10 protein-coding genes are annotated in these 13,366 nt (G+C 56.3%); 6 read left to right on the top strand and 4 right to left on the bottom strand.

Going from position 1 to position 13,366, the window contains the following annotated elements; all coding sequences use genetic code 11:
- The first annotated feature begins 601 nt into the window (after nucleotides 1-601).
- The 4 genes from ACZ500_RS01925 to ACZ500_RS01910 all read left to right on the top strand — a co-directional run bounded on the left by ACZ500_RS01925 (nucleotide 602) and on the right by ACZ500_RS01910 (nucleotide 5,244).
- On the top strand, nucleotides 602-1,168 hold the full coding sequence (locus ACZ500_RS01925; RefSeq protein WP_464230845.1) for a nitroreductase family protein: 567 nt from the start codon (nucleotides 602-604) through the stop codon (nucleotides 1,166-1,168).
- A 112-nt stretch (nucleotides 1,169-1,280) separates the two neighbouring features.
- Complete coding sequence (gene cfa, locus ACZ500_RS01920) at nucleotides 1,281-2,393, top strand: cyclopropane fatty acyl phospholipid synthase (RefSeq protein ID WP_464230844.1); 1,113 nt, start codon at nucleotides 1,281-1,283, stop codon at nucleotides 2,391-2,393.
- 401 nt (nucleotides 2,394-2,794) lie between these two features.
- Nucleotides 2,795-4,537, top strand: a complete 1,743-nt coding sequence (locus tag ACZ500_RS01915) for a chloride channel protein (protein ID WP_464230843.1) — start codon at nucleotides 2,795-2,797, stop codon at nucleotides 4,535-4,537.
- Between the two features lie 251 nt (nucleotides 4,538-4,788).
- A complete protein-coding gene (locus ACZ500_RS01910) occupies nucleotides 4,789-5,244 on the top strand; it encodes a YbhB/YbcL family Raf kinase inhibitor-like protein (RefSeq protein WP_464230842.1) in 456 nt (151 codons plus the stop codon).
- A 196-nt stretch (nucleotides 5,245-5,440) separates the two neighbouring features.
- Here the strand turns inward: ACZ500_RS01910 and ACZ500_RS01905 are convergent, their stop codons facing one another.
- From ACZ500_RS01905 to ACZ500_RS01895, 3 genes are all read right to left on the bottom strand, one after another.
- Nucleotides 5,441-6,664 (bottom strand): CaiB/BaiF CoA transferase family protein, encoded by a 1,224-nt coding sequence (locus ACZ500_RS01905; protein WP_464230841.1) that lies wholly within the window; start codon nucleotides 6,662-6,664, stop codon nucleotides 5,441-5,443.
- Between the two features lie 193 nt (nucleotides 6,665-6,857).
- On the bottom strand, nucleotides 6,858-6,986 hold the full coding sequence (locus ACZ500_RS01900) for a hypothetical protein (protein WP_464230840.1): 129 nt from the start codon (nucleotides 6,984-6,986) through the stop codon (nucleotides 6,858-6,860).
- Nucleotides 6,987-7,039: 53 nt separating this feature from the next.
- Nucleotides 7,040-7,684, bottom strand: coding sequence for an HD domain-containing protein (locus ACZ500_RS01895; protein WP_464230839.1), 645 nt, complete (start codon nucleotides 7,682-7,684; stop codon nucleotides 7,040-7,042).
- A gap of 632 nt (nucleotides 7,685-8,316) precedes the next feature.
- Here ACZ500_RS01895 and ACZ500_RS01890 point away from each other — a divergent pair.
- Both ACZ500_RS01890 and ACZ500_RS01885 read left to right on the top strand, forming a co-directional pair.
- A complete protein-coding gene (locus ACZ500_RS01890; protein WP_464230838.1) occupies nucleotides 8,317-9,720 on the top strand; it encodes a cytochrome B6 in 1,404 nt (467 codons plus the stop codon).
- A gap of 245 nt (nucleotides 9,721-9,965) precedes the next feature.
- Nucleotides 9,966-11,474: an acetyl-CoA hydrolase/transferase C-terminal domain-containing protein gene (locus ACZ500_RS01885; RefSeq protein WP_464230837.1), complete on the top strand. Its 1,509-nt coding sequence runs from the start codon at nucleotides 9,966-9,968 to the stop codon at nucleotides 11,472-11,474.
- A 177-nt stretch (nucleotides 11,475-11,651) separates the two neighbouring features.
- Here the strand turns inward: ACZ500_RS01885 and ACZ500_RS01880 are convergent, their stop codons facing one another.
- Nucleotides 11,652-13,019 carry a hypothetical protein gene (locus tag ACZ500_RS01880; RefSeq protein WP_464230836.1) on the bottom strand — a complete coding sequence of 456 codons (1,368 nt, stop codon included), beginning with the start codon at nucleotides 13,017-13,019 and terminating at the stop codon, nucleotides 11,652-11,654.
- Nucleotides 13,020-13,366 lie beyond the last annotated feature (347 nt).

Here is a 13,366-nt window from a genome sequence, read left to right as displayed (position 1 = left end):
AAGCTGTGGGGCTGAGCCGGGCAGGCGCAGCCTGTAATAAATTCCTCATGTCTGGATTGAAAACCTGGTTGTGCTGAATCATCATTCTCGGATAGACACCAGATGTAGGAGTGGACAGCCTCGGCGCGCTTCAAACAGTGGAAAAAAACAAAGCCTCGCGATAGTATCAAGCCTACATGTCTTAGCAATTTATATGCCAATGTGTCCCGGGCCCGGATTCGTCCCTAAAATCCCTTGGATTGCGCCTGCGCAGTCTATGGAAGAATCGTGGTTTCCGAATGGGAAAGGTGCGCATGCTGAAAGATCATCGCTGCTTCGTGCAGACCCCAAATAGAGCTATTCGAGTGTCAACCCTCACTATTTCCAATGCGGCAGAAGCGACTTCGAGCCTTTTCTAAAAGTAAGCGATCGATCATGAAAGAATATTGACAGCGGAAATTTATTAGACGATATAAGAATCGTTTTTGGAGTATACCCGTTTGTATGTATAGTCAATACAAAAAGATGGGATAATTCATTTTTGTGCCCCATTTTTTGTGCTTCATTTTTGTTTTTTTGGTCTTTTTCTGCTAGCGTAAACAAATATGGGAGCGATACCATCATGGAGATCATCATGGATACTTCAACCGCCATCCTGAAAAGAGAGAGCATACGGGCCTATCTTAAAAAACCGGTGCCCCGGGACGCCCTGGAAAGGATCGTTGAATCCGGGCGATGGGCGCCGAATGCCGGAGCGTTTCACGTCTCGGTCGTCCGCAATGCCAAGCTGCTGAAAAAAATCAATGATCGGGCCTGCGAGGTCATGGTGCACTCCGGCAATGCCTTTCTGCAGCAGCGTGCATCCCTCCCCGGATATCAGCCTCTTTACGGCGCGCCGGTACTGATCCTGCTCTCCGGGCCTGCGGACGCCCCTTTCGGATCCTTCAATACGGCGCTCGCCGCAGAAAACATGCTCCTCGAAGCCACCGGCCTCGGTCTGGGCTCCTGCTTTCTGATCTCCCCCACTCTGGCGCTGAACGGGGAAGGCAACCGCGAGCTTGCTGAGGAGGCCGGCATCCCGGACTCGTATATCCTGCATTGTGCGCTCATCGTCGGCTACGCGGCCGCCGAAAACAGGTTCGGCCTCGGAGAACGCACCCGAAAAGGCTCCGTAGTCTTTATCGATTGAGGCTGTCGTCGGCTTCGAGCCTTGGGTCGAGTGCTCCCCCACCGGTCCGGATGAGGGAACCGAAGGGAGAGGAAACTGCGTTGGAATCGGGCTTTGACGGAGGTAATCCCTGATGATAGCCGATGCGGTGTGCGAAACGTTCAAACAGGCTGGTATTACGATCAACGGCCCCGATCCGTGGGACATCCAGGTCGGGGTCGAGCGCTGGTACGCCCGGGTTTGGCGCGAACAGAGCCTCGGCCTGGGGGAATCTTACATGGACGGCTGGTGGAAATGCCGCCGGCTGGACGAGATGTTTTACCGTCTTCTGCGCGCCGGCACGGAGGAAAAGGTCAAAAAAAGCCTGCGCTCCCTGATGCTTTCCCTGCCGGCGGCCTTTTTCAACCTGCAATCCAGGGCACGCTCCCGCATGATCGCTGAACACCACTACGACCTCGGCAACGACCTGTTTTTCTCTTTTCTGGATCCGTACAACCAGTACAGCTGCGGCTGGTTCGAAGACACCCGGGATCTTGCCGAGGCCCAGCGAAAAAAGCTGGAACTGATCTGCCGCAAACTGAACCTGACCGCCGAAGACCATCTGCTCGACATCGGCTGCGGATGGGGCGGCCTCGCGAAATTCGCCGCGGAGCACACAGGCTGTACCGTCACTGCCGTCAACATATCGCGGGAGCAGCTCCGTTATGCCAGGGCTTTCTGTAAAGGGCTCCCCGCGCATTTTGTGGACCGCGATTACCGCCTCATCTCGGGACAGTTCGACAAAATCGTCTCCGTCGGCATGTTCGAGCACGTGGGCCGCAAAAACTACCGCACCTTCATGAAAACAGTCCACCGCTCACTAAAGGATGACGGCATCTTCCTGCTGCACACGATCGGCGGAAACAGGTCGCGCATCGGCTGCGATCCCTGGATCACCCGCTATATCTTTCCAAACGGCATGCTGCCGAGCATCGCGCAGATCAGCCGGGCCGTGGAAGGCCTTTTCGTGGTCGAGGACTGGCACAATCTCGGCCCCCACTACGACAAGACCCTGATGGCGTGGCATGACCGTTTCCAACACGCCTGGGCTGGACTGCAGACGCATTACGACGACCGTTTCAAGCGCATGTGGGACTACTACCTGCTCTCGTGCGCCGGGGCCTTCCGAGCCCGCAGCATTCAACTCTGGCAGGTCGTCATGACCAAATCCGACGTCGGCACGGCCCAGCCCAACTGCCGGTTCTAAAACGGTCGTGTTATCGTTGGCAACCATCCGTAAAGAATGATCCAGCTCGACCCAGGCTCCAATTCTGAAGTGAGGATTCTTTATCCCTGTCAAAAAAGCAATGCTTCGCGCGGAGGCGACCTGCAGGGCGCCGCACAGGCAACCGTGCTGATTGATGCTGAAATCGGCCAGAAAGAGCGTTTCCGGATGGACAGAGATGGACGACCCTCCGATTCAATGCGGACGACTGTTTTTTTTGGCTCCGAAATAGGGCGGTGTTCCTGGACGGCATCCCCTCCAGGTTCATGTTGATCAAGGTCCTTCTTGACGGCGATGGCGCACAGCGTATCCATCCTTTGACAGCCAGGGCCGTCCGGACCTTATCCAGTTCCAACCGTTGACGATGAAAGGCGGGGGGACCATTGGGCCAGGCGCGTAAAGAAAAACTCAGAAACATCTATTTCCTGGGTTTTTCTCTGGTCATCGGCATCCTGGCCGCCTCAGGCGCCATTCTCTTTCGCACCCTCATCGAACTTTTCCAGAATCTTTTCTGGGCCTCCGGAACCTCCTTTCTGGACAAACTCGTCCAGTCGCCCTGGTGGCTGAAACTGCTGATCCCCACTGCAGTCGGATTGTTCGTCGGTCCCCTCATTACCTTTCTGGCCCCCGAAATCAAGGGCACGGGCGTGCCTGAGGTAATCTTTTCGGTCGCCGCCAGAGAAAGCACCATCCGGCACAGGGTCACCCTGTTGAAGTCTCTCATTACGAGCCTGCTCATAGGCGGCGGCGCCTCGGTGGGCAGAGAAGGCCCCATCGCACAGATAGGCGCCTCGGTCGGTTCATCGATGGCACAGCTTTTCAAACTCGGGCCGGAATTGAGGCGGGCCTACCTGGCTGCAGGGGCGGCTGCCGGCATAGCTGCGACATTCAACGCCCCGATGGCCGGGACCCTTTTCGCCGTGGAGATCATTCTCCTCGATATCGAAATCGTCTATTTGAGTCACATCGTCATATCGGCCGTAACGGGCTCGGTCCTTTCCCGTCTCTTCTGGGGGGAGTTTCCGGCCTTCAATGTGCCGGTCTTCCACACGTCTCATCCTTGGGAACTGCCTATCTACCTGCTTCTGGGGTGCCTGGCGGGGTTCGCGGCCATCGCTTTCGTCCAGATGATCTATTTTCTGGATGGCGCCTTTCAGCGGATCAGGATTCCGGAGTGGACCAAACCGGCCCTCGGGGGGATGCTCCTGGGATGCCTCGCCATCAAACTGCCGCAGGTCATGGGCGTCGGCTACGACACCGTCAATGAAACCCTGGCCGGAACGCTGGGGCTGAAGATAGCCTTCATCCTTCTCGCCGCAAAGATGGCAGCCACCTCCCTTTGCATCGGTTCAGGCATGAGCGGGGGGATCTTTGCCCCCTCTCTCGTTTTAGGGGCGACATTGGGCACAACCGTGAGCCTCGGGCTCGTTCGGGTCTTTCCGGAACTCGGATTGAGTTCGAGCAACTATGCCCTTGCCGGCATGGGGGCCCTCGTCGCCGGCAGCACGCTGGCGCCTATTACGGCCATCATGACTATTTTCGAGATCACTTACAATTATCGGGTCATGCTCCCCCTGATGGTCGCCTGCATCAGCAGTACACTGATTGTAAAATACTTTCTCGGATACTCCGCATACGAGATGAAACTCCTCAAGCGGGGCGTCAACATCGTTCGTGGTCATGATGTGGGGATCCTGCGGAGCCTGCGGGTGAGGGAATTCATGGACCGGGAATTCGAAAGTCTGAGGGACGCCACACCGATCATGGCGATTATCGAAAGATTCATGAAATCGTCTTACCCGCATTTTATCGTATTGAACGAAAAGGGTGCGCTCGTTGGGATGCTGAGCCCGCGGGATTTGAAGTCGACGCTGGACAAACTGGAGGAGCTCAAAGACATCGTCGTGGCGGCCGACCTCATGACCACTCGCGTCGTATCCCTCCATGCAGAGGACAACCTCGAAAGAGCCCTTTATCTTTTCGAAGGCCATAAGGTTTCACTGCTCCCGGTCACCGATCCGGGAGCCCCGGCCAACGTCATGGGGGTACTCAAGAAAGACAAGCTGTTGCAGGCCTACCGCGAACGGGTGCTGAAGGATCGGATCCTGTCGATCCCTGCACGCTGATCCGGTTCCAAGACCTGCCGGGCCCGAAGAAAAGAGAAATCGTATCCGGATCGATCTCCCGGGTTCTTCATTGTCCGCCGAAATGCTGCTATGATGCTGGGAGGACTGCGACTGGAACATAGGAAAAGGAGAAACACCCGCAAACGGAGGGGCACATGCATCGCCTGTATAGTCTCGGCAAAGCGGTTATCGCAGTGCTTACGTGCGCACTTCTATTAGCAACCTTTCTGGAAAGCCAAGGAGTTCAAGCCATGGAATTGAAAAGCATCGCCTTTGACGAAGGCAAACCGATCCCAAGCAAATATACCTGTGACGGACCCGACCTTTCGCCCCCTCTGACATGGAGTGGGATCCCGGCGGGTACGAAAAGCCTGGCGCTCATTTGCGACGACCCCGATGCGCCTGTCGGCACGTGGGTCCACTGGGTCTATTACGATATCCCGGCCGGCATCGGCGGCCTGCCGGAAGGCGTTCAACCGGACGGCGCTCCTGCCCCCGGAGGCACCCAGGGAAAGAACGACTTCAGGAGGATCGGATATGGCGGCCCCTGCCCTCCGGGCGGCACCCACCGGTATTTTTTCAAACTCTACGCCCTCGACACCATCCTCGGGCCTGCGGGGGCTGCGACCAAGAAGGACCTTTTGTCCGCCATGGAAGGGCACATCCTGAGCCAGGCCCAGCTCATGGGCACCTATAAACGCCGCTGACCCGTTTCCATGCAGGATAGGCCTTTTTGGCCAATCTCGGCGTCAATCTGCACATTTGGTTGCCCAGCAGCCACCAGTCTGCCCCCGCGCAAACGCTTGCTTTCCTTGACATCGGCCGAACCGGGCCCCGCCCCGCGCAGGTGTGGGACTGAGCACCCAAAGCGTGCGAGAAAGCCAGCCCCCCTCGCGGCGGTCGTCACGAGGCGGTCTCCTTCTTCACCGCCTCGATTTCCGCCTCTGAATACCCCAATTCCTCCAGGATGGCATCTGTATGCTCGCCGATGCCCGGACCCATGCTGCGGGTACCGGCGCTGCAGGCGCTGAAGTGGATCGGATACCCCGGAATCTTCACCTTCCCGATCCCCCCAACCTCCGCCTCGACCAGGTAACGATTCGCCAAGGCTTGGATATCACCGAGGACCTCGTAGATATTCTGAACAGGGGAAAACATCATTTCGCGCGCCTGAAATATTTCGATCCACTCGTCACGGGTCTTCGTCATGAAAACCTCGTCGAAAATCCCCACCAGTTCGGCGCAGCGTTCCTGCCGGCCGTCCGGGGTGCTGTACCGAGGATCATCGAGCAGCCTCGTAAGGCCGGTCGCTTCGCAGAAGATGGCCCACCAGTTTTTTTCGGGGTGGTGCACACCCATGATCCAGTCCCCGCCCTTGCAGCGGAAGCAGTTCCGGAGCGGGGAATTCTTGGTTCGATCCCATGGCAGACCGGGGTCGACGCCGAGCACGCCCGCCACCGTGAGATTGGAGTGAAGCAGCCAGAGGGCCGTGCTGAAAAGGGAGACATGGACCTCCTGCCCGATGCCCCGACGTTCCCTGACGAACAGAGCGGTCAGAATGGCGTGGCTGGCGGCGATGGCGGTAGCCTGATCGAGGACGGCCAGGTGCATGAGGGTGGGTTCCTTGCTGCCCGAAGCGTACATCATGCCCGAACGCGCCTGTCCGGCCGGGTCATAGGCGCCGAGGTTCTTGAGAGGCCCCTCGGGTCCATACCCGGTGACGTTGGCGTGGATCAACCGTGGGTTCACCCGTGAGAGGGTCCGGTAGTCGAGACCCAGTTTCAGCTTGGTGTCGTGGCGCAGGTTCGTCAGAAACACATCCGTCTTCTCGATCAGCTTCAGAAAAGCCGCCCGCCCGTTTTCCTTGCGAAGATCGAGGCAGATCCCCCGTTTATTGCGGTTGGAAACATGGAACATCAGGCTTTCGTCATTCGGGAGAATAAACTGGACGTTCCCGTCGATCCCTTTCCACCCCCGCTCCGGATCCCCCTCGCCTGTCTCGATCTTGATGACATCCGCTCCGAGATCCCCCAAGATGGCACCGCAACCGGGCCCGGCATGGTAAATGGCATACTCCAGAACCCGGATCCCCTCGAGGGGCATCGACTTTCTGCTCTTCTCTTCCATCATCGGCTCAACCCCACTTTTTTCATTCTTATTCCGTAACCCCATCTCTATCCAGAAGGAGGCATTCCTGCCCGCCTCGCGCCGACACGGCGGTTACACAAACGGCAAAGCCCCCTGAAATCCGCAACAAATACACCTGTCCCAACTGCGACATACCCTCATGGGGATCAGGGACGATTACCCGAAAAACCTCCTAGTTTCCAATCCGGAAATGGTCTTTTTGGCCAATCTCGGCGTCAATCTGTACGTTTGCTTGTGCGGCGACCCACAGGTCGCCTCCGCACAAACGCTTGATTTCCTTGATATTGGCCAAAAAGACCATTTCCGGATTGGAAACCTTGCCGCGCCGGATGTTCTTTTTCGGATGGAAACCACCTACATGAAAAGGGAAGGGAACGCTTGGGATCCGGGGATCTTCCTGAGTTCTTCCTCAGCGATCGACACAGCGGTTTTCGTTACGAGCCACTTGTTTTTCATTTCGAGAAGATATTCAAAGGCATCCTCGGCCGAAGCGCCGTGAATCGTCAGGATATCCGAAAAATTATAACCGGTCAGACGAAAAAGCTTGTCGGCGTCACTGACAACGATGCGGTTGATATTCGATATATCGGAGGGGGGAAAAGCCGATACGTCCTCATGATACCCTACAATATCCACAATTTCATCGATACAAGCGGTTTCATAGCCGACCGACTCGAGGACTTTTCTGGCTAGAACCGCTCCTTCCTTCATATGCAGCATCTTGATGTTCTTGGAATACGTAGCCCCAGTATCCTGCCCTTTATGGATACCAAAATAGGTCGTCTTTCTATAGAGATCTTCTTCTTCGATAACAGAATAACCAATATCATGAAGTATGATTGACGGGACTACGATGTCTTCATTCCCACCTTCATGGAACAGAAGCCGCATAGCAAAATCACACGATACTCTTGTATGCAACAGATCTACATCACGTCCATTCTTAAGATATGTCTTTCCTGTATCCCAAATGGCCCTATATTTAAAAGCTATATCCATGATGTCGTGTCCTCATTGGAAGGATACTACATTGTTTTCTCAATTCAGAATTCACAAACTATCCTAAAAGATTACAACAATCCATACATATTCTTCAAAAATTGAAATGTATCACTGCAATAACACAGACAATGACGCGAAAAATTCAATGTTCAATTAACCATATATTTTAACATAATATTTAAAGGAAACTCAACCAGAAACCATGAGAACTGTCAAGCAAACCATGAGCAATGTGCTGTCATTTCATCGTCCAAGGCATTCGACGTGCCTGCAGAAACGGCTGGAAGACCTGCAATACAGGGAAAAATTCCTGTCATAATATCCTGAGGCGCTCTTTCATAGAAACCCACACCGACCGCTCCCTCGATCCATTTCGTGGAATCGGCGATGATTTTTCCTTACTCTACAGGGTTTGTCGTGGTATAATTTAGATAAAATAGACTTACCGGGGCCGAATCGCAGCCTTTTGTATGCCACGCAAGAAGTTGTCCCTGTCATGACAAACACAGTCCTATGCGGGCGTTTTCAAATCTGCCGGCGCCCCATGGCGGCGGAGCCGGCGGATCGGGCTGGAGAGGCGGTTTATCGCCACTTTTTATAACCCTACAGACGAACAAGGAGGATTGGACATGCTGAATCAAAGAAATGCGTTTCCAGCAGCAGCGGTATTCATCCTGGCTCTCCTCTTGATAATCCCCGGGGTACTCGATGCTGAGGAGCCGTTGAGGAGCAGCTATTCCCCCGTGGTGGTCAACGAGCCTTTCACGGATGTGGTCGAGAGGATGAAAAGCGCCAAACCCGAAGTGATGAAAAGACAAATGGAGCTGCTCAATGAGCGATATGACCTGAGCGACCGTCCTGCGGCAGGGGCGATGATGTCAGGCGGGAAGAAGGCCGTTCAGGAAGGCGTCCGCGTGAAGCTCCCCGAGGACGTGACCTGGGAAGCCCTCGCCGGGATGAAACCCGAGCAAATCAAAGAGAAAGGTCTTTGGCCGGCAGGATTCCTTCCCTTGCCCCATCCGAATCATCCTGAAGGAGGTATGGTTTTCCCCCAGTTCCACATCGATGAAATCAATAAACAAGAAAAACGGGATCTCACTCGCTTCGATCTGGACTTCGATCTGCCGGATCACCTCCTCCCCGAGTATCCCCCGCCGATCTATCTGACGACGCGATCCGATTTGGGCGATGTGTCACAGGGGAAAGTCGTCACGATCATGAATTACTATGAGCTTTTCAACGGCATTCTCAATCCCAAGCAGTTGGAAGGATTGCGCCTGCTCGTGACCCCCTTTCCACAACAGCAGTTCAACCAAACCGAGGACCGGCGCTCTGAACTGGCCAGCAGAGGGGTCACCTGCTTCGACTGCCACGTCAACGGCCACTCGAATGGCAGTACCCATCTCGTCGGCGACATCCGTCCGCAGGAATTGCGCCACCGGCTTGACACGCCACCCTTGCGCGGCGTGAACGTCCAGCGCCTGTTCGGCTCTCAGCGCGCCCTCAAGACGGTTGAGGATTTCACCGAATTCGAGCAGAGAGCCGCCTATTTCGACGGTGATCCCGTGATAGGGACCAAGAAAGGACTCAATATCCTGGAGCGCGGCAGCCAGGTCCATTTCATGGCCGAATTCCAGGCACTGCTGGATTTTCCTCCAGCTCCCAAGCTGAATCTCTATGGAAAACTCGATCCTGAAAAGGCCACGGAATCCGAACTGAGGGGCGAGAAGGTCTTTTTCGAAAAAGGTCAGTGTTCCGTGTGTCACCCTGCACCCTATTATACGGACAACAGCATGCACAACCTGAAGGCCGAGCGTTTTTTCAAACCTGTCATGGTCAATGGACGTCTGGCCTCGGCCGACGGCCCGATCAAGACGTTTCCGCTGCGCGGAATCAAGGAGTCACCTCCCTATCTGCATGACGGACGGTTGTTGACCTTGGAGGACACGGTTGAATTTTTCAACCTGATCCAAGGCTTGAAACTGACAGAACAGGAGAAGAAAGACCTGGTCGCCTTCATGCGGGCACTGTAGCCATCTCTGCCTATACGTTAGAGCGGAAGGTCGGCTGTCACAACTTGGGGCGCGTCACGGTTGATCTTTTTCGGCCTCCTTGGGCTGGAGATCGACCGACAGCCCTATGTTGGGCCGCCGGCCTTCCTTTATCGATATCCATCTCCGGGCGAGGCCATAGCCCGTGCGTTTCAATGAAGGTCTCCACCTCGAGCCAAGACCTTGGCCCTATCTTTGGTCTATGGAAGCACCATAAGGATTTCAACATGGGAACCGAAAATATTCGCTATCGGCCGCTGCTGGATCGCGTCACGGACGCGCGCACGGCGGCCCGGCACATCCAGCACGGCACGAACCTTTTCATCTCCGGGTTCACGGCCGGATATCCCAAGCTAATCCCCCGTGAACTGGCCCGGCGCGCCCAGGAGGGCGAGCGCTTCAAGATCAACCTGTTCGCCGGGGCCTCGACCGGCGAACAGGTCGACGGCATCCTGGCACGCACCGATCTGGTGCACTGGCGGCGCCCCTATATGAGCGATCGCGCCATGCGCGAAAAAATCAACCGGGGAGAGATCCTTTACAAAGACGATCACCTTTCCAGCCTCTCGGCCCAGGTAAGGGCAGGAGATTGGGGCAACGCAGACGTGGCCGTCGTGGAAGCGGTCGCCATTACGGAAAAGGGGCACCTCATCCCGTCCATGTCGGTGGGCAATACCCCGACCTATGTACGCGAGGCCGACAAGATCATCATCGAATTGTCGAATTCAGCTCCGCCGGAACTCGAAGGCATTCATGACATCTTCATCCCGGAAGACCCGCCCTACCGGATGCCCATCCCCATCTACCGCGCGGCGGACCGCATCGGCAAACCCTTCATCGAGATGGACACCAGCCGGGTGGTGGCCATCCTCCTGAGCGACCAGGAAGACACCTGCGCCATCTTCCATGATCCCGACGAGGTGGCGCTGCTGATCGGAGAGCAGATTCTCGATTTCGTGCAGCACGAGATCGAACGCGGACGTCTGCGTCCCGGGCTGCCTTGGCAATCCGGTGTCGGCGACGTGGCGAATGCGGTGCTTGGCGGTTTTCTGGAGAATGATTTTTTCCACAACCTCGAACTATACTCCGAGGTTCTGCAGGACAGCGTCCTGGACCTGATCGACCTTGGCAAAGTGCGCGCTGGGTCCGGTTCGGCCCTGACCCTTTCCCACAAGGCGCGCCGGCGTTTTTTCAACGAATTGTACCGCTACAAGGAGAAGATCGTCCTCCGGCCCGTCGAGATCTCCAATTCCCCGGAGGTCATCAACCGGCTGGGCGTCCTTTCGATCAACACCGCTCTGGAAATCGACATTTACGGTCATGTGAATTCGACCCACGTGATGGGCTCCCAGATGATGAACGGAATCGGGGGCTCGGGGGACTTCATGCGCAACGCGGGTCTGTCCTTCATGGTCACCCCTTCGACCGCCAGAAACAGCAGTATCTCGGCCATTGTCCCCATGGTGTCGCATGTCGACCACTCCGAGCATTCCGTTGACATCATCGTCACCGAGCAAGGCCTGGTGGACACGCGATCCCTGACCCCGCGTCAGGTCGCCGAGGCCATCATCGCCAAATGCGCCCACCCGGAATACCGGCCCCAGCTGAGGGAGTATTACGAGCGGGCCCTGAAAAAGCATGGGGGGCATGAACCGCATGATCTGGAAGAGGTCTTCTTCATGCACAGGAGGTTTCAAACCACCGGGGATATGCGCGTACCCCCCGGGACGGTATGACCGATCATCTAGAACCCGACGGTCATCCTGCTCCGGGTGAGCGTTTTAACCGCTGCAACGGATCGGACCTTGAGAAGACCTCCTTCGCGGGAACCCGCCGATAGGAAAGGTCAGGAGTCTTCTGGGGCCGTACAACGCGCCTTATGATGCCGGAAAGAAGGGATCGCCGCCTTTGAGTCAGTCCTCAAGACGTCGATAGGGTTCGATGCCCGCATGCTTCAGCATCAGGATGCCGTCTTTCAACCAGCGTCGGCATTCTTGGCTGTCCATGTAGAAAAAATGTCGAATATTCCGATCCACAAACGCGTCGATAGACATCCCGGTTCCTATATCCGTATAGACCTGAGCGATTTTTCCGCGTTGGTCGTCGACATACCATTCAACGGACAGCCTGGCATTTTCAAGATACACCGATCCGTAAACGATCAGCAGCAACAAGCCGGCTGCCACCGCGGCCTTCCTTGGAAGCTCCGTCGACAGGATCACCCAGGATGCAAGAGGCAGGATCACCGCGAGATACCCGTAATGCAATTCGAGGCCCGGGGACCAGTAGGCGGCGCGGCCGATGGCGATGCTTAGAAGCAGTGCAAGCGCCGCCGTCATGACGCCCGCAAGGATCAAAGGGCCTTGGGCCGCCCTCTCCGGCACGTTCCGGTCGACCCATAACCGTTTCATGATGAGGGCCATCGCCGAGATATAAAGCATTCCGTTCAGGAGGTAATAGAGCCGAGGCGCAACAGGAGGAAGACGCCAGCCCCGTGGGCTGATCGACAGTAACCAGTTTTTGAGAACGGCCCGCGCCGTTTCTACGAAGCCGATATCCGCCGCCACGCCTGCGGCATCCGACGGCCGCCAGCTCAAGAAGATCCAAACCACCGCCGCAAGCGCCGTGAGCAGCAGGGCGGATGCTAGCCGTGCGTTGACCCTGCCGGAGAGGGATTTCACAGCCTGCAGATAGATGAGCATCGGCAGCGCGATCAACCCGGAAAGGACAGCGCCGTTCATCCCGCAAAATGCCAACGCCACCAGGCACCCGGCGGCGGCGATCCAACCCGGGCCCTTGCCGTTCGCCGCCCCTCCCAGCATGAATGCCAGGACGCACAGGGTCAGCAGGACCGATGACATGAATTGCAGCTGGAACCCCCAGACGAAAGGCCCGAAGCCCGGGTTCATCAGTACGATCGGGAAAAGCAGATCCCCCGTGACCGCATACCCGCGGCAGGACCGGACAGCACGCAAGAGGAGTCTGGTGACCAGGTACGCGAACACCGCATTGGCAAACACCAAGGCCCTGAAATCGAACGCGCCCGCCCTCAGCAACAGGACGTGAAAGAGCTTCTGCAACGGAATACGGTGATCGACATGCTGCGACCAGAGCCAATTCCATGACAACGGCTCGACCCCGATGGCATAGGGGACGAGGCCCCAATCATCCGAGTAGGGAAAGGGATTCCCGGCAAGAACCTGAACGAAAACGAGAAACAGAAAACACAGCGCGGCGGTTGCCTTTGCGAACCGATATGCCCATCGACCGGTGGTTTCCATCCGGAACCGCTCGTCTGCCACGGGCAAAGACCCAGTAAGAGGTGGACTCTCTCCTGGCAACAAGGCTTCGAGCCCTCCTTTTACCGGCGCCTCTGACCTGCCCTGTCTCATCCATCGTCCTTTACGAGGGTTCGATGAGTCCGTCGATCATTTCGTGTTACGGGGTTTGGAAAAAGATGTCGGTTGGCTGAAGTTTATGTGCCTCTTTTTCCTGTAGGTGTATTTTCCATTTTTTACCCCTGAAACCTGTCCTTCCAACATATTGTGCTGCCAGTGGGGAAGCGATTCTTCTCAGACGTTTGAGTTCTCTGCTCTTTATCCGGAAATCATCATACCTCAATCCACCT

Source organism: Desulfatiglans parachlorophenolica (assembly GCF_055394735.1).
This window is presented reverse-complemented; position numbering and strand designations above follow the sequence as displayed.